This is a genomic window from Streptosporangium sp. NPDC002607, assembly GCF_053592655.1.
Window position 1 is genome coordinate 1 of the sequence record NZ_JBSFWD010000006.1, and the last position, 24,381, is coordinate 24,381.

The following is a 24,381-nucleotide window of genomic DNA, read 5'->3' on the forward strand; positions in this document are numbered from 1 at the left end:
AGTGGTCGGGGATCTTCTTCCTCGTCGCCTTCGCGATCATGTCCCTGGTCTGGGACGCCGGCGCCCGCAGGGCCATCGGCCTGCGCAGACCGTACCTGGGAGTGGTCAACCGGGACCTGACCGGCGTCCTGCTGGCGATGGGCCTGCTGCCCGCCCTCACCTACATCGCCTCCTGGGCCGGCTGGTTCGCCTCGTCGCTCGGCTGGGGCCGCAACTGGGCGCAGGCGACCTCGCAGGGCCCCGGGTTCTTCGTCTTCGACTCCCTCCGCTCCTGGCTGAGCTACCACTTCCAGGTGCTGAGCTTTCACACCGGGCTGAGCGAGGGGCACACCTACCAGTCCACACCCTGGACCTGGCCCATCCTCTCGCGCCCGGTGGCGTTCCACTACGAGACCCCCGGCACCGGGTGCGGCGCCGACAACTGCGCCGAGGCGGTGCTCGGCGTCGGCACCTCGGTCATCTGGTACGGCGGCCTGGCCGCCCTCATCGCCATGATCGCCTGGTACGTCGCCACCCGCGACTGGCGCGCCGGGGCCCTGCTCCTCGGCTACGCCGCGGGCTGGCTCCCCTGGTTCTACTACGCCCTCGCCGACAACCGGACCATGTACCTGTTCTACGCGATCACCATGGTCCCCTTCATGATCCTCGCGCTGACCATGGTCGCCGGGCTGATCATCGGGCGGGCCGACGCCGCGCCCAACCGCAGGGCGCTCGGGGCCGCGGTCGTGGGGGCCTTCACCCTGCTCGCGCTGGTCAACTTCTGGTGGCTCTACCCGGTGCTGGCCGCCGAGGTCATCCCGCACTCCCAGTGGTGGTCGCGGATGCTGTTCCGGAGCTGGGCGTGACGGGCGCGGCAGGTGTGCCGGACGCGGCGGGCCGGGAGAACCCGTGGCGCAGCGAGATCGCGGCCGCCAGGCAGGCCAGCGGCACCGCGGGCAGCAGGTAGCGGTAGTCGAACTCGGCGGTCGCGGCCGGGGCCAGGATGAGACCGAAGGCGGCCAGCCACGGCAGCAGCACGGGGCCGCCCAGCCTGCGCCAGCGCACCGCCACCCCGGCCAGGCCGATCAGCAGCAGCACGCCGATCACGAGGCCGGGCAGCCGGACGATCCGCTGGTAGCCCTGCATGAAGCCCGCCCACGGGTCGTGGACGTCGGTACCGATCACGCGCAGCTTGCCCTGGATCTGCGCGGTCCGCAGGCCCGGATCGTACTTCTGCGCGTCGGTGTCGGTGCTTCCCCGATAGGAGCTCCAGGCTGGGAGGATCTTGTTCTCCGGCAGGAACTCGTACTGCCGGTAGGTGTTGAAATCCGGGAAGCGCGGCCGGTCCCAGTGGAAGGCGCGGAAGAAGTCGCCGGCCACCAGGCTCAGATAGTCGAGCGGCTGGGACAGGATGGCCCGCTGGGCGAACGCGCCCGCCGTCTTGTTGGTCTCCGGGGTGAACGTGCTGCCCACCCCGAAGGCGTGGAAGCGCTGGCCGTTCTGTGCCCACCAGAGGTACTTCTGCCCGGAGAAGCCGCGCTGGCCCGGCGGCGCGCTGATGCACAGCAGCGCCAGCTCCAGCTCCTCGCGGGGGTCGATCCGCATCTTCTTGCAGTCGGCGAAGAGCGCCGTCCGCATGTAGAGGATCGCGCCGTCACTGTTGGTCATCGCGAAGTTGCCGTACGCGGAGGCGAACCAGGCCATGTAGCCGACCACGGGGAGCGCGCACGCGGTGATCATCGCCGCGATCGTCTTCCAGGCCGTGCGCTTGACCAGCAGGTAGACCACGACCAGCGCGAGGATCGGCAGGCCGATCGACCGGGTGAGCGCGGTGAGGGCCAGCAGCAGCCCGATCGCCGCGCCGACCCGCCAGGACATCCGCCGGTGCCAGAGCACCAGCGTGATCACGGCCACGACCAGCAGCATGAACATCGCGTCGGACATGACCAGGTGTTCGAGCTGGATCTGGTACGCGTCGAACAGCACCGGCACCGCGGCCAGCGTCGCCCCCCAGCCGGGCAGGCCGAACCTGCCGCGCAGCAGGGTGTAGATCAGCACCGCGATGCCCAGGCCCATCAGGTGCTGCACGAAGACCACCAGGCCGAAGCTGTGCAGCGGCCGCAGCGCCAGGAGCAGGAAGGAGTAGCCGTTCGGGCGCAGCGCACTGGGCCGGTCGGGGTTCACCGCCCCGGAGACGTACTCGTAGGAGTCGTTGAACCACAGGGCCGGGCCATAGCCGAGCATGGTGACCACACGCAGCAGGAACGCCAGCACGAGGGCGGCCACGAAGAGGCGATGCCGGTACAGGAAGGCTCGCAGGCGAGGGATCCGATCAGGCAAAGGCACGTCCAGGCGAGGGCGGTCGGCGACGGTCACCATGCCTTACAGGATGCCAGCCGTTTCAGGGAGTTGACCCGGGCGAGGGGCTTCAGAGGGCATCATGGTGAGATTGGCCTGTGCCGTAAGTGAAGGGTTGAGACGTGGAACTGACCGTGGTCATGCCTTGTTTGAACGAGGCGGAGACCGTGGAGACCTGCGTACGCAAGGCACTCGCCTGCATGCGGGAACACGGGATCGACGGGGAAGTGCTGATCGCCGACAACGGCAGCACCGACGGCTCACAGCAGCTCGCGCGCGAGGCCGGGGCCCGGGTCGTGCACGTTGACGCCAAGGGGTACGGCAACGCCCTGATGGGTGGCATCCGCGCCGCGCGCGGCCGCTACGTCATCATGGGCGACGCGGACGACTCCTACGACTTCACGGCGCTGCTGCCGTTCGTCGAGCAGCTCCGTGACGGCGCCGACCTGGTGATGGGCAACCGGTTCAAGGGCGGCATCGCGCCGGGCGCCATGCCCCCGCTCCACCGCTACCTGGGCAACCCGGTGCTCTCCTTCATCGGGCGCCTCTTCTTCCCCAGCGCGATCGGCGACTTCCACTGCGGCCTGCGCGGTTTCCGGCGCGAGTCCATCCTCAGGCTCGGCCTGCAGACCGGTGGCATGGAGTTCGCCAGCGAGATGGTGGTCCGCTCGACCCTGTCGGGCCTGGACGTACGCGAGGTGCCCACCACGCTCTCGCCCGACGGCCGCTCCCGCCCGCCGCACCTGCGCTCCTGGCGCGACGGCTGGCGCCACCTGCGCTTCCTGATGCTCTACAGCCCGCGCTGGCTGTTCTTCATCCCCGGCCTGGTGCTGATGACCCTCGGCCTGGTCGCGGGCGCCGCCCTGACCTTCGGCCCGGTCTACATCGGAAAGCTCGCGTTCGACGTCGACACCCTGGTCGGCGCCTCCGCCATGGTGGTGATCGGCTTCCAGGCGGTGCTGTTCGCGCTGTTCACCAAGGTGTACGCGGCCGAGGAGGGCTTCCTGCCGGAAGATCGGCGAGTGCGCAAGCTCATCGACATCGTCTCCCTGGAGAAGGGGCTGATCGTCGGCGGGCTGCTGGCCCTGGGCGGTCTGGGCGGCCTGGTCGCCTCCCTGGTCCACTGGCAGACCCGCAGCTTCGGCCCGCTGATCCCCTCGGAGTCGCTGCGCCTCGTCGTGCCCTCGGCCACCGCGCTGATCGTGAGCTTCCAGACGATTTTCGCCGCGCTGTTCATCAGCATCCTCGGCATCCGCCGTACCAAGGAGACGCCCATCGACGTGGCCGCCTCCGCGGCGGAGGAGGCCGCCGAGGCCGTCAAGCGCGCCGCCGAGGCGGCAGAGGCTTCCACTACCGGCAGGGAGAGCACCAAGGCCTGAGCCCGCGTCCCTTAGGCTGGGCACCATGTCCCAGCACATCCTGACCGCGGTCGCCTGGCCCTACGCCAACGGCCCCCGCCACATCGGGCACGTCTCCGGATTCGGCGTGCCATCCGACGTCTTCAGCCGCTATCAGCGGATGGCGGGCAACATGGTGCTCATGGTGAGCGGGACCGACGAGCACGGCACCCCGATCCAGGTGCAGGCCGACAAGGAGGGCCTGAGCGCCCGCGAGCTCGCCGACCGCTACAACAGGGTGATCGTCGAGGATCTCCAGGCGCTCGGCCTGTCCTACGACCTGTTCACCCGGACCACGACCGTGAACCACTACGCGGTGGCGCAGGAGATCTTCAAGGGACTCCACGCCAACGGCTACATTTTCCCGCAGACCACGATGGGCGCCATCTCGCCCTCCACCGGGCGCACCCTGCCCGACCGCTACATCGAGGGCACCTGCCCCATCTGCGGTTACGAAGGCGCCCGTGGCGACCAGTGCGACAACTGCGGCAACCAGCTCGACCCGGTCCAGCTGATCAACCCGGTGAGCAAGGTCAACGGCGAGACGCCGGTCTTCGTGGAGACCGAGCACTTCATGCTCGACCTGCCCGCGTTCGCCGAGGTTCTGGCGTCGTGGCTGCGCTCCAAGGAGGGCGACTGGCGGCCCAACGTGCTGAAGTTCGCCCTGAACATGCTCGGCGACATGCACCCCCGCGCGATCAGCCGCGACCTCGACTGGGGGGTGCCGATCCCGCTGGAGGGCTGGAGCGACCAGGCCAACAAGCGGCTCTACGTCTGGTTCGACGCGGTCGTGGGCTACCTCAGCGCCTCCATCGAGTGGGCGCGCCGCTCCGGCGACCCGGAGGCCTGGCGCCGCTGGTGGCAGGACCCTGAGGCCCTCGGCTACTACTTCATGGGCAAGGACAACATCGTCTTCCACGCGGAGATCTGGCCGGCGATGCTGCTCGGCTACAACGGTCAGGGGGCCCGCGACGGCAAGCCGGGCTCGCTCGGCGCGCTGAACCTGCCCGCCGAGGTCGTCTCCAGCGAGTTCCTGACCATGGAGGGACGCAAGTTCTCCTCCTCCCGCCAGGTCGTCATCTACGTGCGTGACTTCCTGGAGCGCTACGACGCCGACGCGCTGCGCTACTACATCGCGGTGGCGGGCCCGGAGAACCAGGACACCGACTTCACCTGGTCGGAGTTCCTCAACCGCAACAACGGCGAGCTGGTGGCGGCCTGGGGCAACCTGGTGAACCGCTCGATCTCGATGGCCGCCAAGAACTTCGGAATCATCCCCGAGGCGGCCGACCTCACCGAGGTCGACCGCGCCATGCTGGAGCGGAGCCGCTCGGCCTTCCCGAAGGTCGCGGCCGAGTTCGAGCAGTGCCGGTTCAAGAACGCGACGAACGAGGCGTTCGAGGTCATCCGCGAGGCCAACAGGTACCTGGCCGAGCAGGAGCCCTGGAAGATCAAGGACAACCCCGAGCGGGTGAAGACCATCCTGCACGTCGCCCTGCAGGTGGTGGACGACGCCAAGACCCTGCTGACCCCGGTGCTGCCCAACTCCTCCAACAAGATCTACGCGATGCTCGGCGGCACCGGTGTCTGGGCGGGCATGCCGGAGATCCAGGAGGTCACCGACGAGGACGGCCGGAGCTACCCGATCATCACCGGCTCCTACGACGGCGCCGCGCGCTGGGAGTCCGTCCCGATCCGGGTGGGCACCCCGCTCTCCCCGCCGACCCCGCTCTTCGTCAAGCTCGACCCGAAGATCGTCGCCGAGGAACTGGCCCGGCTGGGCGAGTAGCGGCGAAGGCCCCCGGGCCTGGGAGCGGGCCGGTCTCACCCGGCCGGCGCCTGCCCGGCGGGTGTTCGGAGCCGCGGGCCGGCCCCTGCCCGGTACCGCCGGTGGGCGGGCCGGTGCGCCCGGGGCCACGGCCCGGCCCCGGGCCTGGGAGTGAGCCGGTCCACGCGGGGGCGCCGGGCGCGGGCCGGGTCGGCTCCTCGGTAGGTTGGACGGCGTGAGCACGCAGAAGCTTCCCGCCGCCCCCGAGCCCCTGCCGGCAGAGGTGTTCGACAGCCACTGTCACCTGGACATCATGGTGGGCAACCGCCAGGCGTCCTCGGGAGATCCGGTCGCGCAGGCCGCGCAGGCGGCCCAGGCGAGCGTCGAGGGCATCCTCGACGAGGCCCGCGCCGTCGGCGTGACGCGGCTCGTCACGATCGGCTACGACCTGCCGTCCTCGCGCTGGAACGCCGAGACGGCCGCGCTCCATCCCGACGTCTACGCCGGGGTGGCCATCCATCCCAACGAGGCGCACGCCGCGACGCCGGAGACCCTCGCCGAGATCGAGCGGCTGGCCCGCCTGCCGCATGTCAGGGCGGTGGGGGAGACCGGGCTCGACTACTACCGCGACTGGGCGTCGAAGGACGACCAGCACGCCGGTTTCCGGGCGCACATCGAGATCGCCAAGCGGACCGGCAAGGCCCTGGTGATCCATGACCGCGAGGCCCACGACGACGTGCTGCGCGTGCTGGCCGAGCAGGGCGCCCCGGAGGTGGTGGTCTTCCACAGCTTCTCCGGTGACGCCGAGATGGCGAAGCAGTGCGTCGATGCCGGATATTTCATGTCATTTTCTGGGCCGGTCACCTACAAGAACGCCGGATACCTCCGCGAGGCCGCGAGGGTCGCGCCGAGGGAGCTGATCCTCGTCGAGACCGACGCGCCCTACCTCCCGCCCACGCCGCACCGGGGCAAGCCCAACGCGCCCTACCTCATCCCGCTCACGCTGCGCTGCCTCGCGGAGGTCAAGGAGATCGACCTCACCGACCTCGCCGCCGCCGTCAGCGCCAACGGAGAGACCGTCTTCGGCTCCTGGTGACGGCTGGGACGGCCGCCCCAGCCAGATCCACGACCGCGGGCGCGGGTCACGTACCGACGAGCTTCGCGTGACGTCGCTCAGCCCACCGCGGCGCCGAAGTCGGCGGAGGCGCCGCCGTCCAGGGCGGGGATCTTTCCGGTGCCCGGCGAGAGCGGGACGCCCTGGGCGTCGTTGCGGCCCAGCAGGATGACCGTTCCCACGCCCGCCTGGTCGGGGGCGCCGACGACCAGCCGGTTACCGCTGAACCCAACGGACCAGCCGAAGTGGTCGCCGGCCTGACTCTGGGTGATCAGCCAGCTCCCCGCCGGGTCGCTCACCGGCACCAGTCGCACGCCACCGCGCCGGTCGGGGCCGTCGAAGGGCACGCCCACGGCGAGCCTGATCCCTCCGGAGGCGGTGAACGCCAGCGAGAACCCGTATCCCTCGCCCGCCGCTCCCTCGGAGCCCTGGTCGAAGGTGGCGGCAGGGGCGATCTCCAGGGTGCTTGAGGCCTGGAACAACTGGACGAGGCCGGAGTCCTGCACGCCCCCGCCGTCACCGAGCGGGGCGCTCACCGCGAGATAGCCGACGTCGCCCTCCTCGGTGTAGGCCATCGCGTAACCGAACAGGTCGCCCGCGCCGGCGTCGACGATCTCGCGGAGGTCCCACTTCTTGCTCCGGTACTCGCTCCGGGACCCGCGTACGTCGAAGATCACTGTGAGCGCCCCCGCGTCCAGCTTGCCCCCGCCGGCCTGGGGCCCCGTTCCGTCGTCGTTCTCGTACGGCGATCCGACCGCGAGATCCGGCTCGCCGGGGATGCCGCCCAGTTTGCCGATCGCCAGCGACCAGCCGAACATGTCGCCGACCTCGCCGTTGCCCGTGACGCCCTTGGACTCCTGGGAGATCCGCCGGCCCTCGCCGGACGTCTCGGTGTCGAACAGGTAGACCGCACCGGAGTCGGCGACACCGTCGGCGTTCTCGTGCGGGGCGCCGACCGCCACCAGCGTCCCGCCGGAGGCCAGGGACCAGCCGAAGTGAGCGTCGGCCTCGGGGGAGGGAGAGACCAGGCGGATCGTCCTGGGGTCGGGGCCGCCGTGCACCACGTAGACCGCGCCCGCGTCCCGGTAGCCCGCCACGTCCGCGTACGGGGCGCCGATGAGCAGGTCGGCGCAGCCGTCGCCGTCGATCCTGGCCAGCCGCACCGACCAGCCGAAGCCGTCACCCGCCTCGGTCTCGGCGACGGTCACGGCCTTCCCACCCTCCCCCCGGCCGAACAGCACGTGCACGGCACCCGCGCCGGCCAGCCCGCCGGGGTCGGCGAACGGGTCGCCGACCGCGATGTCGTCCACCCCGTCGCCGTCGAAGTCGCTCGCGCCCGTTCCGGTGCAGTCGGCGGCCGGGGTGGAAGCGGCATCGGACCAGGCGGACCCGGTGGACGACCACGCGATCGCGGCCGCGGCCACGAGAGAGAGCAGCAGCCTCATGACACCCTCACCTCTATCTCCCCGCCGCCCTCGATCACCGTTCCGGTCAGCTTCGCGGGTTTGCGGGACGGGGGCAGGTCGTAGACCAGGACGCCGTCCACCTTCGCCCCGGGGGGCAGGGTGGCCGGCGGTTCCGTCGAGGAGCTCTCGGCGGTGTGCGCCGTGCCGACGTCGTCGAGCAGGGTGAGCGGGGTGCGGCTGAGCCGGGCCGCCTCCCCGCCGGTGTTGACCAGCGTCCACGGGATCGTGCAGAGCATGCCGCGTACCGGGGTGGCGCCCTCGTAGACGGTGAGTCCGCACGTCGGGGTGCGCGGGATGATCAGCTGCGGGTCCTTGAGGAAGGAGCCTGTCGTGACCCTGCGGCCCACGTCGGTGGCGCGGGTGGCGCCGGTGCCGCCGGTGCCGCCGGTACTGCCCGCCCGCGTCTCCCCCCGGTCACCCAGGTCCGGGCCGCGCAGGTTCAGCAGCACGACGACCGTGACGGCCAGTGCCGCGAGCACGGCCAGCCCGGCGAACAGCCAGCGCCGCCGGGGTGCCGTCCTCCCGGCGCCAGGCGTGTCCGGTTCGGCGGAAAGCCGGAAGCCGGGTGCCGTCCGGGCCGGGACGGGGCCGGTGAACGGTTGTGACGGCGATGTCGTGGGCTCGGGCCGCGAGGGCGAGAGGGAGTCCGCAGGTGCCGGTGCCGTGGAAGGGCCGGGCGGTGCGGGCGTGGCGGGTGCGGTGGCCGGGTCTGCGGGCTCCTGGATCGGCGGGGCGGGAGACCGCGTCCCCAGGTTCAGCGCGCTGAGCGTCTGGGTGGAGTCGGGCTCCACGTTGGCGGGTGGCTGCCAGGACTCGTGGAGCAGGTCACCGGCTATCAACGTGGGCGGGTCGGCCCGGGTGGGAGCCGGTGAGGACGGAGCGGCGATCCCGCCGCCGACCAGGGCGATCAGCAGGTCCTGGGCGGTGGGCCGCTGGTGGGGGTCCATCGCGGTCGCGCGGCGGGCCAGGTCGTTCAGCGGGGCAGGGAGCGCGCCCAGGTCGGGCGGGCTGTTGAGCAGCCGGGTGGCCATCGTTATCAGGTCGCCCCGCCCGTAGGGGTGGCGGCCGTTGCCCGCGTACGCGACCAGGCAGCCCCAGGTGAAGATGTCCGCGGCCGGCGTGATGGCCAGGCCACGGACCTGCTCAGGGGCCCACCAGCCGGGGCTGCCGAGTACCTCGCCCGAGCGGGTGAAGCTGTGCGTGGAGTCAAGGGCCCTGGCGATGCCGAAGTCGATCACCCGGGGCCCGGACATGGACAGGATCACGTTGGCGGGTTTGAGGTCGCGGTGCACCAGGCCGGCGACATGGATCGCGGCCAGCGCCGCCGCCACCCCCAGGGCCACGCCGTGCAGCGTTCCGGGCTCCAGCGCGCCGTGCTCGGAGATCTGGCGGGACAGCGGCGTGCCCGCGATGTACTCGGTGACCATGTACGGCCGGTTGTCGTCGCCGGTGCCGTTGTCCAGCACCTGCGCCGTGCAGAACGAGGCCACCCGCCGGGCGTTCTCGACCTCCGCGTGGAATCTCGCGGCGAAGCCGTCCTCGACCGCGACCTCCGCCTTCACCACCTTGAGCGCGACCGGTCGTCCCGCCGGCGCCAGTGCCAGGTAGACGGTCCCCATCCCGCCCTCGCCAAGGCGTCCGAGCAGGCGGTAGGCCCCGATGCGCTCGGGGTCGGTGGATCGCAGTCCTTCGACACCGAGCTGGTTCACGTCCTCTTCACCGGGAAGGTCCCTTCCTCGCAGTCGGTCCCCCGTATGGCAACGTTATCCACAACGGAACCTCTCGTGCTCCATCACGCGTCCTCGCATGGGCTTCGGTGCGGGAAACTTGTCGGATGACATGGGAGAGCGGCCTTGGGTGATCGAGGCAGACAAATCGGAGACCACAACGGTCCGGCGGGCGTGGAGTCCGGGCCACTGCGTGAGGGACCAGCATGAGCCTTCTTGGTCCAGCGGAAATACGTATTTTGGCGAACAAGCTCAATATTCGTCCTACGAAGAAGCTCGGCCAGAACTTCGTGATCGACGCGGGCACGGTCCGCAAGATCGTGAGGGTGGCCGAGCTTGAGCCCGACGACGTGGTCATCGAGGTGGGTCCAGGGCTGGGGTCGCTCACGCTCGCGCTGCTTCCCGAGGTCCGCGGCGTGATCGCGGTGGAGATCGATCCCGTTCTCGCCGCCCAGCTGCCGCTGACGGTCGACCGGCACGCCCCGGAGCTCGCCGACCGGCTCACCGTGGTGCTCGCCGACGCCATGCGTGTCCTGCCCGAGGATCTGCCCGCGGAGCGGCCGAGCGCGCTGGTCGCCAACCTTCCCTACAACGTGTCGGTCCCGGTGCTGCTCCACCTGCTGGAGACGCAGCCGTCGCTGCGCAAGGTCCTGATCATGGTCCAGGCCGAGGTCGCCGACCGGCTGGCCGCCGCCCCCGGTTCCAAGGTCTACGGCATCCCCTCGGTCAAGGCCGCCTGGTACGCCGACGTCCGCCGGGCCGGTCCCGTCGGCCGCACCGTCTTCTGGCCGGTTCCCAACGTCGACTCCGGCCTGGTCGCGATGGTCAGGCGGGAGCCGCCCACGACGGTGGCCACCCGCGAGGAGGTCTTCGCGGTGGTGGACGCCGCCTTCGCCCAGCGTCGCAAGACCCTGCGTGCCGCCCTCGCCTCCTGGGCCGGTACGGCCCCCGCCGCGGAGCGGGCGCTGCGGGCAGCCGGGATCGACCCCGCCACCCGCGGCGAGCAGCTCAGGGTCGAGGATTTCGCGAGGATCGCGGAGAACCGTACGCCTAAAAGCGGTACATAGTGTGATTTGCCGGTTCGTTTGCGTGCGGGGGGGAGGGATCCCGTTACGATCTGACGTCGTGACCAGTGAGCGAGCCCCCATGGGGGACGCATGAACTCCGTGACCGTCCGCGTACCAGCGAAGGTCAACCTGCAACTTGCCGTCGGCCCGCTACGGGATGACGGCTATCACGACCTCGTCAACGTCTTCCACGCCGTCTCGATCTTCGATGAGGTCACGGCCACCGCGGAGACCGGGATGAGCGTCCGAGTGGAGGGCGAGTCCGCGGACCAGGTGCCCGAGGACGGCGACAACCTCGCGATCCGGGCGGCCCTCGCGCTGGCCGGGCACGCGGGCCGCCCGTACGGGGTGAACCTGCTCATCCGCAAGTCGATCCCGGTGGCGGGCGGCATGGCGGGCGGCAGCGCCGACGCCGCCGCGGCCCTGGTCGCCTGCAACGAGCTCTGGGGTCTCGGCCTGCCGCGTGAGGACCTGATGGAGATCGCAGCCGACCTCGGCAGCGACGTCCCCTTCGCCCTGCTCGGCGGTACTGCGGTCGGCACCGGCAGGGGAGAGCGGCTGACCTCGCTGGACGTCGCGGGCACCTTCCACTGGGTGTTCGCGCTGGCCGACGGCGGCCTGTCCACGGCCGCGGTCTACGCCGAGTGCGACCGCCTCCGCCAGGCGAGCGGCGAGCTGGTGGCCTGGCCCCAGGCCGCCGAGGCGCTGCTGGCCGCGCTCCGCGAGGGTGACGCGGAGGCCCTTGGTGTCCAGCTCGGCAACGACCTGCAGCCCGCCGCCGTGGCGCTGCGCGGCTCGCTGGCCCGCACCCTGGACGCGGGGCGGGAGCAGGGCGCCCTCGGCTCGCTGGTCTCCGGTTCCGGGCCCACCTGCGCCTTCCTCGCCCGGTCGGCGGCCCACGCGGGCGAGCTGGCAGCCTGCCTGAAGGACGCCGGCGTGGCGCGCGACGTCATCACCGCCCACGGCCCCGTGCCCGGCCCGGTCGTCGTCTAGGCTCCCTGCGGGCACGACCGGCCGGTCTCGCCGGTCGAGGCGGCCATCCGATGGAGGCGCCCGCAGGCGCCGTCAGGGACGGGACGGTTCTCGCGGCGGGGGCCGCGTGGGCCGGGAGCGGATACGCTTGTCTGGCGATGAATCTGGTCAATCTTGAGTCGGTCTCCCACTCCTACGGTCCCAAGCCCCTGCTCAACGACGTCTCACTCGGCATCGAGGCGGGCGACCGCATCGGCGTGGTCGGCCGCAACGGCGGTGGCAAGACCACCCTCATCTCGGTGATAGCCGGTGACCTCAAACCCAATGCCGGGCGGGTCACCCATAACCGGGGGCTCCAGGTAGGGGTGCTGTCGCAGGGCGACGACCTCGACCCGGCGCGGCCGGTGCGCGACATCGTCCTCGGTGACAGGTCCGAGCACGAGTGGGCGGGTGACGCGGGCATCCGTGAGATCCTCGCCAACCTGCTCGGCGACATCGACCTGACCGCGCTCGCCGGGAGCCTGTCGGGAGGTGAACGGCGCCGTACCGCCCTCGCCAAGCTGCTCATCGACGAGCACGACCTGATCATCCTGGACGAGCCCACCAACCACCTCGACATCGAGGCCATCGACTGGCTCGCCAGGCACCTGGCCGGCCGCAGGACGGCACTGCTGGTCGTCACCCACGACCGGTGGTTCCTCGACGCGGTCTCCACCAGGACGTGGGAGGTCACAGACGGCTCGGTCGAGCGCTACGAGGGCGGGTACGCCGCGTACGTGCTGGCCAAGGCCGAGCGCGCCCGGGTGGCCGCCGCCTCCGAGGCCCGCCGCCAGAACCTGATGCGCAAGGAGATCGCCTGGCTCCGCCGGGGTCCGCCCGCCCGCACCTCCAAGCCCAAGTTCCGCATCGACGCAGCCCAGGCGTTGATCGCCGACGAGCCTCCGGCCAGGGAGAGCGTCGAACTGGTCAAGTTCGCCGCGGCCCGGCTGGGACGCACGGTCTACGACCTTGAGGACGTCACGCTGCACGCCGGGGGACCCGGCCAGGGACCGCTGGTCCTCGACCACTCGACCTGGCAGTTCGGTCCCGGCGACCGGATCGGCCTGATCGGAGTGAACGGCTCCGGCAAGTCCTCGCTGCTCCGCCTGCTCGCCGGTACCGTGCACCCCGACTCGGGCAGGCTGGTACGCGGCAAGACGGTCCGTCTGGCGCACCTGTCGCAGGAGCTGGGCGAGCTCGACCCTGAGCGCCGGGTGCTGGAGACCGTCGAGGAGGTCCGCAAGTTCGTGCAGGTCGGCAAGAAGGAGTGGACCGCCTCCCAGCTGCTGGAGCGCCTCGGTTTCAAGGGGGACGCGCAGTGGAAGGTCGTCGGTGACCTGTCCGGTGGCGAGCGGCGCCGCCTGCAGCTGCTCCGCCTCCTGATGGACGACCCCAACGTGCTGCTGCTCGACGAGCCGACCAACGACCTCGACATCGAGACGCTCAACGAGCTGGAGGACCTGCTCGACGGCTGGCCGGGCACGCTGATCCTGGTCAGTCACGACCGTTACTTCCTGGAGCGGGTCACCGACAGGACCGTCGCCCTGCTCGGTGATCACAGGCTGTCGATGCTCCCCGGCGGAGTGGACGAGTACCTGTCCCGGCGGGCCTCAGGCGCGGCCCTGTCCGCGCGCGCGGCGTCCGGCGCGGTCTCCGGTGCGGCCTCCGCCACCTCGGCCGCGGTCGCGAAGGAGACGGCGCCCGGTCTGTCGGCGCGTGAGGAGCGCGATCTCCGCAAGGAGCTCTCCCGGCTGGAACGCCAGCTCGACAAGCTGAGCGGCCGCGAGGCGAAACTGCACGAGTCCATGGCCAACGCCGCCGCCGACTACGAGCGGCTGGCCTCGCTCGACGCGCAGCTGAAGGAGATCCTCGCGGAGAAGGACTCGATCGAGGGTGAGTGGCTGGAGCTGGCCGACCGCCTGGGCGAGTGAGCCTCTCGGGGCCGTGCGTTGAGGCCCGAGAGGGTGGCTGGGAACACCCTTCGGGGCGCGCCGGGTTTATCCCGCCGCCCTCGGGCATGGGAGGTCAGTGCGCTCCGGTGTCGGTTGCGTCAAAAGGGACGAGTAGCGTGCGCAGCAGGTCCGAAAGGGCCTGCTGTTCGCGTTCCTGCAGGCTCGCGAGGAGCTCGCGCTCGCGGCGCAGCAGGTCGGCGAAGGCGTTGTCCACCCGGGTTCGCCCGGCGTCGGTCAGGGAGACCAGGACGCCGCGCCGGTCCTCGGGGTCGGGGCGCCGCCTGACCAGCCCGGCCGCGGCCAGCCGGTCGATCCGGTTGGTCATCGTCCCCGATGTCACCAGCGTCGCGCGGAGCAGGGCTCCCGGGCTCATCTGGTACGGCTCCCCGGCCCGGCGCAGGGCGGTGAGCACGTCGAACTCCCAGGTCTCCAGGTCGTGCTCGGCGAAGGCGGCCCGGCGGGCGCGGTCGAGATGGCGGGCCAGCCGGGAGACCCGGCTGAGCACCTGTAGCGGCTCCACGTCGAGGTCCGGGCGTTCCTGATTCCAGGCGGCGACCAGCAGGTCGACCTCGTCCTTCGCTCCGGCCGAACGGCTGGAGTCGTGGTCCGCGTGGTGCAGGGTCATGCCGGGAGTCTATCTGTCTTGACATCGAGATATCTCGCCGGATATCAATTGTCTTGATGTCGAGATATACCTGGGACCCCGTGATCTACGGTCGCTACGCCGACGAGCGCGCGCGCCCCTTCTTCGACCTGGTTTCCAGGATAGCCGTAGAGAACCCCGGCTACGTGGTCGACGCGGGCTGCGGCACCGGCGAGCTCACCGCCGAGCTCGCCAGGCGCTGGCCGGACGCCCGGGTCCACGGCTTCGACTCCTCACCCGCCATGATCGAGAAGGCGCCGGCGGGCGGTTCGCTCTCCTTCTCCGTCGACGACGTCACGCGCTGGCGCCCTGAGCGGCCGGTCGACGTGATCGTGTCCAATGCCGTCCTGCAGTGGGTGCCCGACCACCGCGAGCTGCTGCCGCGCTGGGTGGAGGCCCTCGCCCCCGGCGGCCGGCTCGCCTTCCAGGTTCCCGGCAACTTCGACGCTCCCAGCCACGCCCTGGTCCGCGAGCTCTGCCGGACGAGGTGGCGCGACCGGCTGGGCGACCTGGCCCGCCCCTCCCCGGTCGACGACCCGGCCGGCTATCACGACCTGCTCGCTCGACTGGGCTGCCGGGTGGACGCGTGGGAGACCACCTACCTGCACGTGCTCCCCGGCGACGACGCCGTGCTCTCCTGGATCACCGGCACCGCCCTGCGCCCCATGCTCGACCGCCTGGACCCCGCCGAGGCCGCCGGCTTCCTCGCCGACTGCGCCGCCCTGCTCCGCGAGGCCTACCCCCGCGGGCCGTACGGTACGGTCTTCCCCTTCCGCAGGATCTTCGTGGTCGCCGGGAAGTGACCGGGTGGCGCGCCGCCGCCCGCCCGGCGGGTGCCGGTGGGCCGGCGATCTCAGGAGCGGGTTTCTGGCCCGACAACCGGGCATGAATGGATATATGGGCAAATTAGGGGATGACCTGTGGCAATAGAGATCGAGGATAAGTTCGACGTGCCGGAGGATTACCAGCTGCCGGACCTCACCGGACTTCCGGGCGTCGGGGAGGTCGTGGGCCCGAAGACCCATCGGCTGGTCGCCCTCTACTTCGACACGCCCGATCTGAGGCTCGCCGCGCGGGGGATCACCCTGAGAAGACGCAGGGGCGGCACCGATCCCGGCTGGCACCTCAAGCTGCCCAAGGCCAAGGGCGTACGGCAGGAGATCACCCACCCGCTGACCCGGAGCGTCAAGATCGTTCCTGCCGAGCTGGCGGATCTGGTGCTCGCCTACACCCGGGGTGCCCCGCTGGCGCCCGTCGCCGAGTTGGACACCCGCCGTGCCGTCACCACGCTGGTCAACGGCGCCGGGGTGAGGCTGGTCGAGATCGCCGACGACCGGGTCAAGGGCACCGTGCTCGGCGACGAGCCCCACGTCGAACGCTGGCACGAGGTCGAGGCGGAGATCCTCCATGGTGACGAGAGGCTGCTGAAGAAGGTCGGAAAGCGGCTGCGCAAGGCCGGCGCCAGTCCCGCCGAATCGGCGAGCAAGCTCGCGCGCCTGCTCGGTGGCGCCGGAGCGGCCCACGAGCAGCCGCGTGCCAGGACGGCCCCGGGTTCCGCGGGTGAGGTCGCCGTCGGTTATCTCACCGCTCAGGTCGGCGCGTTGCTCACGCAGGACCCCCGGGTCCGCAGGGCCGAGGAGGACGCCGTGCACCAGATGCGCGTCGCCGCCCGGCGGCTCCGCAGCGCGATGAAGTCGTTCAGGACGGTCGTGGGGGGCACCGGGAGCGTCCAGGACGAGCTCAAGTGGCTCGGCGCGGTCCTCGGCGAGGCACGCGACCTGGAGGTCATCCGCGAGCGGTTCGCGAGCAGGCTCGACAGCCTGGACAGCGTGCTGATCGTGGGTCCGGTCAGGGTCCGCCTCAGCTCCGACCTGCTGGACGACGAGCACGAGGCCCTCGACCGGATCAGGGACGCTCTCGGCTCCGAGCGCTACTTCGCCCTGCTCGACGCCCTCGACGACCTGATCGCCACCCCCGTGCTCACCAAGGCCGCCGGCAGACCCGCGGAGACCCTGAAGACCGTCGCGGCCAAGAGCTGGCACCGGGTCGCCAGGGCCTACGACACCGCGCTGTCCATCGAGAACCCCGCCGAGCGCGAGCTCGCCATGCACGAAGTGCGCAAGGCGGCCAAGCGGGCCCGTTACACCGCGGAGGTGCCCGGTATGAAGAAGCTGGCCAAGCGGGCGGAGACGGTACAGGAGGCGCTGGGCACCCACATGGACGGCGTCGTCGCGCAGGAACGGCTGGCAGCCGAGGCCGCGAACGCCCGTCTGGCGGGGGAGGACACCTACACCTACGGCGTGCTGACCGGCGTGGAGTGGGCCGGCGCCGAGCGCGCCGGCGAGGAGTTCCCCCGGATCTGGGCCGACACCGCGGCCGCCGTCGCGAAGCTTCTCTGAGGTCCTCCCGGCCTCTCGGCCGCCACGCGCCCGGGGCCGGCTGGAGATCGCGTCAGACGGTGTAGCGGTCCACGGCCACGACACGGCCGCCGTTGTGGTGCAGCACCGTGAACGCGCCCTTGGCCAGCCGCGCGTCGCCGGACCGGCCGCCGACTTCGGAGATCAGCTCGGGCAGGGTCTTGCCGTGGCCGCAGAGCGCCGTGGGCCGGTTCGAGGCCAGTGCCTTCTCGGCCAGGAGCAGGGAGGCCTGGAAGTCGTAGTGGGTCTCCGACAGGACGGGTTCGAGCCGGACCGGCAGGCCGGCCCGTCCGGCGTACGGTTCCAGGGTCTGCACGCACCGCCTGCTGGGGGAGCTGACCAGTTCCGCGGGGCGGAAGGCGCCCAGCACGCTCGCGAGCACCTCGGCCTGCCTCAGGCCGTTCTCGTCGAGCGGCCGGTCGTCGTCGTCGCCCTTCCAGTCCTGCCGGCTCCCCGCCAGGGCGTGCCGTACCAGCACGAGCGGGGTGGTCGTCGGCGATGCCGCGCCGAGCGCGCGGAGCAGCCCGGCATCCCAGTCGTAGGTCAGGCGCCGTGCGGCCTCCCGCACAGGCAGCCAGACCACATCGTCGACCTCGCGCCTGTCGGTACGGCTCTCCTCGGAGACCATCCTGGCCAGCCAGTAGTCGACGCGCTTGGGCAGCCCGCCCTTCGTGTAGTGGCTCGGCGGCAGCGACCGGCCGAGCTCCACGGTGATCCCCGTCTCCTCGGCCACCTCGCGCAGCGCGCCGGCGATGGCGTGCTCGCCGTTCTTCAGCTTCCCCTTGGGGAACGACCAGTCGTCGTACCTGGGCCGATGGACGAGGGCGACCTCCGGCGCGTCCGGTGAACCGCGCCAGACGACCGCCCCGGCCGCGCGGATCATGCCGTCCGGGTGGACGGCGTGCTCAGTCATCGATGGCCCTCCACCTACGGGTGCCGATCAGATAGGTCTGCAGGTCATTGCCGGGATGCCGGACCCAGGTCCCGTCCGGGTTGAGCCACCAGGTCGCGGTGTCGTCGGACATGGCCCGGTCCAGCAGGCCGCTGAGGTAGTTCCGCTGCTGCTGGCTGGCGACCTTGACCAGCACCTCCACCCGGCGCTCGATGTTGCGGCGCATCATGTCACCGCTGCCGATCCAGACCTCCGGACGCCGGCCGTGGCCGAACTCGTAGATCCGCGAGTGTTCGAGGAAACGGCCCAGCACGCTCCTGACCCGGATGTTCTCCGACAGCCCCGGTATGCCGGGGCGGAGCGTGCAGACCCCTCGCACCCACAGATCCACCGGTACGCCGGCCCGCGACGCCCGGTAGAGGGCGTCGATGATGGGCTCGTCGACCAGGGAGTTCGTCTTCATCCTGATGCCGGCGGGGCGGCCCGCCTCCTGATGGGAGATCTCCCGCTCGATCCTGGCCAGCAGGCCGCCGCGCAGGGAGTGCGGGGCGACCAGCAGCCGCCGGTAGGCCGAGTGGTTGGAGTAGCCGGTCAGGTGGATGAACAGGTCCGTGACATCCTCGCCGACCAGCCGGTCGGCGGTGAGCAGGCCCAGATCCTCGTACAGCCTGGCGGTCTTGGGGTTGTAGTTGCCCGTGCCGATGTGGCAGTAGCTGCGCAGCTCGCCCGAGACCTCCTGCCGCACCACCAGGGCGAGCTTGCAGTGGGTCTTCAGCCCCACGACGCCGTAGACCACGTGGCATCCGGCGCGCTCCAGCTTGCGCGCCCAGGTGATGTTGGCGTGCTCGTCGAACCTGGCCTTGATCTCCACGACCACGACCACCTGCTTGCCCGCCTCGGCGGCGTCGATCAGCGCGTCCACGATCGGTGAGTCGCCGCTGGTGCGGTAGAGGGTCTGCTTGATGGCCAGCACGTTCGGGTCGGCGGCGGCCTGCTCGATGAACCGTTGCACGCTCGTGGAGAACGAGTCGTACGGGTGGTGCAGCAGCACGTCCCGCTCGCGCAGCACCGCGAAGATGTCGTCCTCGACGTGCACCACCTCGGCGGGCACGAACGGGCGGAAGGTCAGCTCGCCCCGGTCGAGGTCGGCGATCGCGTGCAGCCCGGTCAGGTCCAGCGGCCCCGGCAGCCGGCAGATCTCGTGCTCGGCCACTCCCAGCTCGTCCACCAGCAGGTCCAGCACCTCGGGGGTGATGGTGTCCTCGACCTCCAGCCGGACCGGAGGGCCGAAGCGGCGCTTGAGAAGCTCGCGTTCCAAGGCCTGCATGAGGTTCTCGGTGACGTCCTCGTCGACGTCCAGGTCCTCGTTACGGGTCACCCGGAAGGCATGGTGTTCGACGATCTCCATACCTTTGAAAAGCTGCCCCAGGTGAGCGGCGATGACATCTTCCAGCGGGACGAAACGGTTCATGGACGCCGTGACGAAGCGGGGAAGCCGGCTGGGCACCTTGACCCGGGCGAAGACCGTGTTGCCGGTCGAGGGGTTGCGGACGGTGACGGCCAGGTTCAGCGAGAGTCCCGAGATGTACGGAAAGGGGTGGGCGGGGTCGACGGCCAGCGGCGTCAGCACCGGCCTGATCCGCTCCCTGAAGAGCTTGCGCATCTCGGTGCGCTCGTCGCGGCCGAGGTCGTCCCAGCGCACGATCTCGATGCCCTCGGCGCTCAGTTGCGGGCGGATCCGCTCGTAGAAGCAGGCCGACTGCCGCAGCGCTAGGTCGTTGGCGATCGCCGCGATCCTGGGCAGTTCCTCGCGGGGTTTCAAACCGCTCTTCGTGCGGAGCAGGAGGCCGGTGGCCATCCGCCGTTTCAGCCCGGCCACCCGTACCCGGAAGAACTCGTCCAGGTTGCTGGCGAAGATGGCAAGGAACCGCACTCTCTCCAGCAGCGGCAGGGACGGATCCTCCGCCATCTCCAGAACCCGTTGGTTGAACTGGAGCCAGCTCTCCTCCCGGTTGAGGAAGCGCTCCTGCGGGAGAGGAAGTCCGTCGGGGGTGGAACGGGCGAGTTCAGCGGACATATGACCAGAATGCCCGCTTTTGTTGAACAGAACGTTAATTTCGTCTCAACGGGCGCCGTTGTTTACTCACTTGGCTCAAGCTTTCCCGTCTCTTCACCAACGAGTTTCGCTCGCTTGACGGCCTCGCGTTCGGCGGCCCTGGCCTCGCGGAGCATCGCCTTCTCCAGTTCCTTCATCTCCCGCTCGCGGGCCCGCTCCTGCTCCCTCAGCAGTCGCTGCTGCTCCTTCTGCTCCCGCTCGCGCGCCTTCTCCAGCTCCCGCTGCTCGCGGAGCCGGGCCTTCTCCTGCTCCCTGGCCAGCTTCTCGGCCTCGCGCTGTTCGCGCTCGCGCAGCCTCTCCTGTTCCTTCTGCGCCCGCTCCCGGGCCTTCTCCTGCTCCCGGAGCTCCTTTTCGGTCGGGGGCGAGGGCGGCTGAGGCACGGGCGGCCGTGATCCCGCCGAGCGCGATCCCGGTGGATGGGGGCCGGCGTCGGCCGGGCGTTGCGGCGCCTGGGCCGGCCGCTGCCCCAGGCCGCGAGAGGAGGCGGTGAGCCGAGGGCTCGGGTCCAGCCCGGTCAGGCCGTTCCAGGCCAGGTTGACCAGGTGCGCGGCGACCTCCTCGCGCGACGGCCTGCGCACGTCCAGCCACCACTGGCCGGTCAGCGCGACCATGCCGACCAGCATCTGGGCGTACATGGGGGCCAGCTTGGGGTCATAGCCCCGTTCGACGAACTCGTCGACCATGACGTCCTCGACCTGGCTGGCGATGTCGTTGATCAGGCTGGCGAACGTGCCGGTCCCCGAGGCGGCGTGCGAGTCGCGAACGAGGATGCGGAAACCCTCGCTGTTCTCCTCCACGTAGGCCAGCAGGGCCAGGGCCGCCCGCTCCAGCTTGATCAGCGAGTGCGAGGCGGACAGGGCCTCGGTCACCATGATCAACAGCTTCTGCATCTCCCGGTCGATGACGACCGCGTACACGCCCTCCTTACCGCCGAAGTGCTCGTAGACCACCGGCTTGGAGACGTTGGCGGTCGCCGCGATCTCCTCGACCGATGTGCCGTCGAACCCTTTCTCCGCGAACAGGGTCCTGCTGATCTGGATCAGCTGTTCCCGGCGTTCCTTACCTGACATCCGCCGTCGGGGTTCGCTCACGGTTCTAATAATGCTGCTCCGGGGTGTTGAATGCGACGTGCTATTGGCGACGCTGACGCGTCGCGGTTCGGCCGCTCTTACCCGGCTCCTTCCCTCGTCGACCGGGGCCGCTCGTTCCTCACGACCCCGCTCTCCTCAGTCCAGTCCCCGGCGCGGCCTCACGGGAGCCCGTAGGTAAACGACCTCACGAGGCCCGTAGGTGAGCGGCCTCACGGCCCCGCTCTCCTCAGTCCAGTCGCCGGCGCGGCCTCACGGGTGGTCCCTCAAGGAAGACGTCTCAGGCACGTCCTCAGGGGAGTCCCTTGGGCTGTGGCCGGGCGCGGCCTCATGGGGAGTGTTCCCGGGGGAGAGAACATCTCCCCGTAGCAGGAGAGGTGGGGGTGTCAGGCGGCGATGCGTTTGGCGGCTAGGCGTTCGGGGGTGGGCCAGCGGACGTCGTAGGCCCAGCCGGCCTTCTCGAACCAGCGGATGACGCCGGCGCTGAGGTCGATCTGCCCCTTCAGCACGCCGTGCCGGGCGCAGGTGGGGTCGGAGTGGTGCAGGTTGTGCCAGGACTCGCCGAAGGAGGGGATGGCCAGCCACCACACGTTGCGGGACTTGTCGCGTGATTCGAAGACCTCCTCGCCGAAGACGTGGCAGATGGAGTTGATCGACCAGGTCACATGGTGCAGCAGGCCGACCCTGACCAGGGTGCCCCAGAAGAAACCGGTGGCCATGCCCCACCACGACCAGGTCAGCAGGCCGCCCAGCAGGGCGGGCATGACTATCGTGGTGATCGCCAGGACCGGGAAGAACTTGTGCAGCTTGATGATGTCCGGGTCCTTGACCAGGTCGGGGGCGTACTTCTCGCGGTTGGCCCGATCGGCCTCGAACAGCCAGCCCATGTGCGCCCAGAGCAGGCCCTTGGACACGGCCACGAAGCCGGTGCCGAAGCGCCACGGCGAGTGCGGGTCGCCCTCCTTGTCGGAGAACTTGTGGTGCTTGCGATGGGTGGCCACCCAGTCGAGCACCGACATCTCCATCGAGAGGCTGCCCGCGATGCCCAGCGCGATCTTCAGTGGGCGCTTGGCCTTGAACGAGCCGTGCGTGAAGTGGCGATGCAGGCCGACGGTGACACCCAGTCCGGTGACCACGTAGAAGACCGCCGCGATCACGATGTCGGACCAGCCGAGTCCCCAGCCCCAGGCGAACGGGATGGCCGCGGCCAGGGCGATCAGCGGGGCGCCGACGACCACCCCGAAGGTGATGATCTCGGGCAGTGTTTTCGGCTCTGGGTCTACGTCGGGTTTGGGGCCCGGAGCTGGGCGTTCTTCGATGACGGTCATGCGCTACCTCGCGGTGGTTCGGAAAAGGCAAGGATTCACGTGCGGCTACGCCACCGTAACCTACGCCATCGTAAGTTAGGAATCCCTAAGCACCAAGTGTGTGGAAGCTGACCCTCTGGGGCTGGCGCCGTAGCGGCTTCGTAATCTGTTCTACCCGTGTCTGACCTGCCAAACGACGGGTTCTCCAGGCTCATTGCCGGGGCCGCTCGACTTCGTGAGCACGACGGCTTCCAAACGGCGCGCGTTCGGCACCGCGGGCTCTGTATCGTAGGGGGGCCAGGCATACGGGGGTCGTCCCTGCTGTCTGGCCGATCCGGCATTGGGTAATTGGCAGCCCGCAAGGTTTTGGTCCTTGTTGTCCAGGTTCGAGTCCTGGTGCCGGAGCCGTCTCTTATGTCTGCTTTATTGGCTCGGCTAGTCGGCTGGGTGGGTTCCCGAACGGGAAGGTATCCTCACGTTGTCGAGCAGGTGACGGTGCCATGCCCTGGGGGTGGATGTCCGTCATCGTGCTCCGTCATGTCTCAGCCGCGACGCCGAGGGAGCCTCGTCCGTGAGTGTGCCGCGCCCGGCCGCCGTGATTGTCCTTGCCGCAGGCGAGGGCACCCGGATGAAGTCGAGAACGCCAAAGATCCTTCATGAACTGTGCGGCCGTACCCTGGTCGACCATATGCTCGCCGCCGCAAGAGGGCTCGAACCCGAGCGGCTCATCGTTGTCATCGGCCACGAACGGGAGCGGGTCCAGGCGCATCTGGCCGGCACCGGCCCCGACGCGCAGGTCGTCGTCCAGACCGAGCAGAAGGGCACCGGTCACGCCGTCCGTACCGTCCTGGAGACGGTGGGCACCATCGGCGGCACCGTCCTGGTGACCTATGGCGACACGCCGCTGCTGCGCTCCGAGACCCTCGCGGCCCTGCTCGAACGGCACGGCGAGGACGGCAACGCCGTCACCGTGCTGACGGCCGAGGTTCCCGACCCGTACGGCTACGGCCGGATCATCCGCGACGCCTCGGGGGCGGTCCTGGAGATCGTCGAGGAGAAGGACGCCGACCCCGCGCAGCGGGCGATCAAAGAGATGAACTCCGGCGTCTACGCCTTCGACGGGTCCCTGCTGGCCGACGCGGTCAAGCGAGTGTCCGCCTCCAACGCCCAGGGCGAGGAGTACCTCACGGACGTCCTCGCGATCCTGCGCCAGGACGGCCACCGGGTCGGCGCCCACGTCGCGGCCGACTACGTGGAGGTGGAGGGCGTCAACGACCGCGTACAGCTCGCCTTCGCCCGCCGGGTTCTCAACGCGCGCCTGCTGGAGACGCACATGCGGGCCGGGGTGACCGTGGTCGACCCGGCCAGCACCTGGATCGATGTGGACGTCACCCTCGAACAGGACGTGGTGATCCACCCCGGTACCCAGCTGCACGGCCGTACGGCGGTCGCCGAGGGCGCCGAGGTCGGTCCCGCCAGCACGCTGACCGACACCGTCGTCGGCGAGGGGGCGCTGGTGCGCAACGCCGTCTGCACCGAGGCCGTGATCGGCCCCGAGGCCCTGGTCGGGCCGTACGCCTATTTGCGCCCAGGCACCGTGCTGGCGCGCAAGGCCAAGGCCGGAACGTACGTCGAGATGAAGAACGCCCAGGTCGGGGAGGGTGCGAAGGTTCCGCACCTGAGCTATGTGGGTGACGCGACGATCGGCGCCGGCGCCAACATCGGCGCCTCGGCGATCTTCGTCAACTATGACGGGGTCAACAAGCATCACACGACGGTGGGCGAGCACGCCTTCGTCGGATGCGACACCATGCTCGTCGCGCCGGTCAACATCGGCGACGGCGCATATACGGCCGCGGGTTCGGTCATCGACGGAGATGTCCCGGCAGGGAGCATCGGGGTGGCCCGCGGACGGCAACGCAATATCGAAGGGTGGGTCGTGCGCAGGCGCGCGGGCACCAGATCGGCTCAGGCGGCGCTGAAGGCCGCCGAGCCGGAGAAACAGCAGGGGAGCCAGACGTGAGTGAGCGGAGCGAGCGGCCCGGTGGGCGCGGCGTCGCACGGACATCGATGTGCTCT

Annotated in this window: 18 protein-coding genes and 1 tRNA gene; 11 read left to right on the forward strand and 8 right to left on the reverse strand. The window is 70.3% G+C overall.

The genetic code is table 11. The features are described from left to right. Positions 1 to 845 (forward strand): dolichyl-phosphate-mannose--protein mannosyltransferase (locus ACWD3H_RS08665; protein ID WP_451954540.1); only part of this gene is annotated, 845 nt, incomplete at its 5' end. Here the strand turns inward: ACWD3H_RS08665 and ACWD3H_RS08670 are convergent. Continuing rightward, positions 793 to 2,358 carry a hypothetical protein gene (locus ACWD3H_RS08670; RefSeq protein WP_355563861.1) on the reverse strand — a complete coding sequence of 522 codons (1,566 nt, stop codon included), beginning with the start codon at positions 2,356 to 2,358 and terminating at the stop codon, positions 793 to 795. The two genes, ACWD3H_RS08665 and ACWD3H_RS08670, sit on opposite strands and share 53 nt — an antisense overlap. A 101-nt stretch (positions 2,359 to 2,459) precedes the next feature. Between ACWD3H_RS08670 and ACWD3H_RS08675 the strand changes: the two genes are divergently transcribed. The 3 genes from ACWD3H_RS08675 to ACWD3H_RS08685 all read left to right on the forward strand — a co-directional run bounded on the left by ACWD3H_RS08675 (position 2,460) and on the right by ACWD3H_RS08685 (position 6,598). After that, positions 2,460 to 3,716 (forward strand): glycosyltransferase, encoded by a 1,257-nt coding sequence (locus tag ACWD3H_RS08675; RefSeq protein WP_355563858.1) that lies wholly within the window; start codon positions 2,460 to 2,462, stop codon positions 3,714 to 3,716. Between the two features lie 25 nt (positions 3,717 to 3,741). Further along, positions 3,742 to 5,523 (forward strand): methionine--tRNA ligase, encoded by a 1,782-nt coding sequence (metG, locus tag ACWD3H_RS08680; protein ID WP_451954541.1) that lies wholly within the window; start codon positions 3,742 to 3,744, stop codon positions 5,521 to 5,523. 214 nt (positions 5,524 to 5,737) lie between these two features. Further along, positions 5,738 to 6,598, forward strand: coding sequence for a TatD family hydrolase (locus ACWD3H_RS08685; protein WP_451954542.1), 861 nt, complete (start codon positions 5,738 to 5,740; stop codon positions 6,596 to 6,598). Between the two features lie 77 nt (positions 6,599 to 6,675). Here the strand turns inward: ACWD3H_RS08685 and ACWD3H_RS08690 are convergent, their stop codons facing one another. Both ACWD3H_RS08690 and ACWD3H_RS08695 read right to left on the reverse strand, forming a co-directional pair. Further along, complete coding sequence (locus tag ACWD3H_RS08690) at positions 6,676 to 8,061, reverse strand: FG-GAP-like repeat-containing protein (RefSeq protein ID WP_451954543.1); 1,386 nt, start codon at positions 8,059 to 8,061, stop codon at positions 6,676 to 6,678. Next, complete coding sequence (locus ACWD3H_RS08695) at positions 8,058 to 9,791, reverse strand: protein kinase domain-containing protein (protein ID WP_451954544.1); 1,734 nt, start codon at positions 9,789 to 9,791, stop codon at positions 8,058 to 8,060. The genes ACWD3H_RS08690 and ACWD3H_RS08695 overlap by 4 nt, the downstream gene beginning before the upstream one ends. Positions 9,792 to 10,015: 224 nt before the next feature. Between ACWD3H_RS08695 and rsmA the strand changes: the two genes are divergently transcribed. The 3 genes from rsmA (at position 10,016) to ACWD3H_RS08710 (ending at position 13,818) form a co-directional block, all read left to right on the forward strand. After that, complete coding sequence (rsmA, locus tag ACWD3H_RS08700) at positions 10,016 to 10,876, forward strand: 16S rRNA (adenine(1518)-N(6)/adenine(1519)-N(6))-dimethyltransferase RsmA (protein WP_355563843.1); 861 nt, start codon at positions 10,016 to 10,018, stop codon at positions 10,874 to 10,876. Positions 10,877 to 10,966: 90 nt separating this feature from the next. Continuing rightward, complete coding sequence (locus ACWD3H_RS08705) at positions 10,967 to 11,869, forward strand: 4-(cytidine 5'-diphospho)-2-C-methyl-D-erythritol kinase (RefSeq protein WP_350926848.1); 903 nt, start codon at positions 10,967 to 10,969, stop codon at positions 11,867 to 11,869. Positions 11,870 to 12,006: 137 nt separating this feature from the next. Further along, entirely contained in the window at positions 12,007 to 13,818 is a 1,812-nt protein-coding gene (locus tag ACWD3H_RS08710) for an ABC-F family ATP-binding cassette domain-containing protein (RefSeq protein ID WP_451954545.1), read from the forward strand. A gap of 94 nt (positions 13,819 to 13,912) precedes the next feature. On the opposite strand, the gene ACWD3H_RS08715 is transcribed toward ACWD3H_RS08710, so the two are convergent. Beyond that, positions 13,913 to 14,464 carry a MarR family winged helix-turn-helix transcriptional regulator gene (locus ACWD3H_RS08715; RefSeq protein ID WP_355563837.1) on the reverse strand — a complete coding sequence of 184 codons (552 nt, stop codon included), beginning with the start codon at positions 14,462 to 14,464 and terminating at the stop codon, positions 13,913 to 13,915. A 56-nt stretch (positions 14,465 to 14,520) separates the two neighbouring features. Between ACWD3H_RS08715 and ACWD3H_RS08720 the strand changes: the two genes are divergently transcribed. Next, the gene (locus tag ACWD3H_RS08720; RefSeq protein WP_355563834.1) at positions 14,521 to 15,285 is read left to right on the forward strand and encodes a trans-aconitate 2-methyltransferase; all 765 of its coding nucleotides are present in this window, start codon (positions 14,521 to 14,523) and stop codon (positions 15,283 to 15,285) included. A gap of 117 nt (positions 15,286 to 15,402) precedes the next feature. Next, complete coding sequence (locus ACWD3H_RS08725; protein ID WP_451954546.1) at positions 15,403 to 16,881, forward strand: CYTH and CHAD domain-containing protein; 1,479 nt, start codon at positions 15,403 to 15,405, stop codon at positions 16,879 to 16,881. A gap of 52 nt (positions 16,882 to 16,933) precedes the next feature. Here ACWD3H_RS08725 and ACWD3H_RS08730 read toward each other — a convergent pair whose 3' ends face one another. The 4 genes from ACWD3H_RS08730 to ACWD3H_RS08745 form a co-directional block, all read right to left on the reverse strand. Then, positions 16,934 to 17,812, reverse strand: a complete 879-nt coding sequence (locus ACWD3H_RS08730) for an NUDIX hydrolase (RefSeq protein ID WP_451954547.1) — start codon at positions 17,810 to 17,812, stop codon at positions 16,934 to 16,936. After that, positions 17,805 to 19,868: an RNA degradosome polyphosphate kinase gene (locus tag ACWD3H_RS08735; protein ID WP_451954548.1), complete on the reverse strand. Its 2,064-nt coding sequence runs from the start codon at positions 19,866 to 19,868 to the stop codon at positions 17,805 to 17,807. Before ACWD3H_RS08735 ends, ACWD3H_RS08730 begins: the two co-directional genes overlap by 8 nt. Before the next feature lie 62 nt (positions 19,869 to 19,930). Beyond that, on the reverse strand, positions 19,931 to 20,998 hold the full coding sequence (locus tag ACWD3H_RS08740) for a TetR family transcriptional regulator (protein WP_451954549.1): 1,068 nt from the start codon (positions 20,996 to 20,998) through the stop codon (positions 19,931 to 19,933). A 383-nt stretch (positions 20,999 to 21,381) separates the two neighbouring features. Next, the gene (locus tag ACWD3H_RS08745) at positions 21,382 to 22,323 is read right to left on the reverse strand and encodes an acyl-CoA desaturase (protein WP_350926832.1); all 942 of its coding nucleotides are present in this window, start codon (positions 22,321 to 22,323) and stop codon (positions 21,382 to 21,384) included. A 312-nt stretch (positions 22,324 to 22,635) separates the two neighbouring features. Here ACWD3H_RS08745 and ACWD3H_RS08750 point away from each other — a divergent pair. Together ACWD3H_RS08750 and glmU are read left to right on the forward strand one after the other, a co-directional pair. After that, positions 22,636 to 22,707: transfer RNA gene (locus ACWD3H_RS08750), tRNA-Gln, on the forward strand. Positions 22,708 to 22,873: 166 nt separating this feature from the next. Beyond that, the gene (gene glmU, locus ACWD3H_RS08755) at positions 22,874 to 24,325 is read left to right on the forward strand and encodes a bifunctional UDP-N-acetylglucosamine diphosphorylase/glucosamine-1-phosphate N-acetyltransferase GlmU (protein ID WP_355563818.1); all 1,452 of its coding nucleotides are present in this window, start codon (positions 22,874 to 22,876) and stop codon (positions 24,323 to 24,325) included. Positions 24,326 to 24,381 lie beyond the last annotated feature (56 nt).

What these genes read in the sequence shown, in the direction of transcription:
- ACWD3H_RS08670 (WP_355563861.1), bottom strand. Translation starts at nt 2,358, where the DNA reads ATGGTGACCGTCGCCGACCGCCCTCGCCTGGACGTGCCTTTGCCTGAT.
- metG (WP_451954541.1), top strand. Translation starts at nt 3,742, where the DNA reads ATGTCCCAGCACATCCTGACCGCGGTCGCCTGGCCCTACGCCAACGGC.
- ACWD3H_RS08690 (WP_451954543.1), bottom strand. Translation starts at nt 8,061, where the DNA reads ATGAGGCTGCTGCTCTCTCTCGTGGCCGCGGCCGCGATCGCGTGGTCG.
- rsmA (WP_355563843.1), top strand. Translation starts at nt 10,016, where the DNA reads ATGAGCCTTCTTGGTCCAGCGGAAATACGTATTTTGGCGAACAAGCTC.
- ACWD3H_RS08705 (WP_350926848.1), top strand. Translation starts at nt 10,967, where the DNA reads ATGAACTCCGTGACCGTCCGCGTACCAGCGAAGGTCAACCTGCAACTT.
- ACWD3H_RS08710 (WP_451954545.1), top strand. Translation starts at nt 12,007, where the DNA reads ATGAATCTGGTCAATCTTGAGTCGGTCTCCCACTCCTACGGTCCCAAG.
- ACWD3H_RS08715 (WP_355563837.1), bottom strand. Translation starts at nt 14,464, where the DNA reads ATGACCCTGCACCACGCGGACCACGACTCCAGCCGTTCGGCCGGAGCG.
- ACWD3H_RS08720 (WP_355563834.1), top strand. Translation starts at nt 14,521, where the DNA reads ATGTCGAGATATACCTGGGACCCCGTGATCTACGGTCGCTACGCCGAC.
- ACWD3H_RS08730 (WP_451954547.1), bottom strand. Translation starts at nt 17,812, where the DNA reads ATGACTGAGCACGCCGTCCACCCGGACGGCATGATCCGCGCGGCCGGG.
- ACWD3H_RS08735 (WP_451954548.1), bottom strand. Translation starts at nt 19,868, where the DNA reads ATGTCCGCTGAACTCGCCCGTTCCACCCCCGACGGACTTCCTCTCCCG.
- ACWD3H_RS08745 (WP_350926832.1), bottom strand. Translation starts at nt 22,323, where the DNA reads ATGACCGTCATCGAAGAACGCCCAGCTCCGGGCCCCAAACCCGACGTA.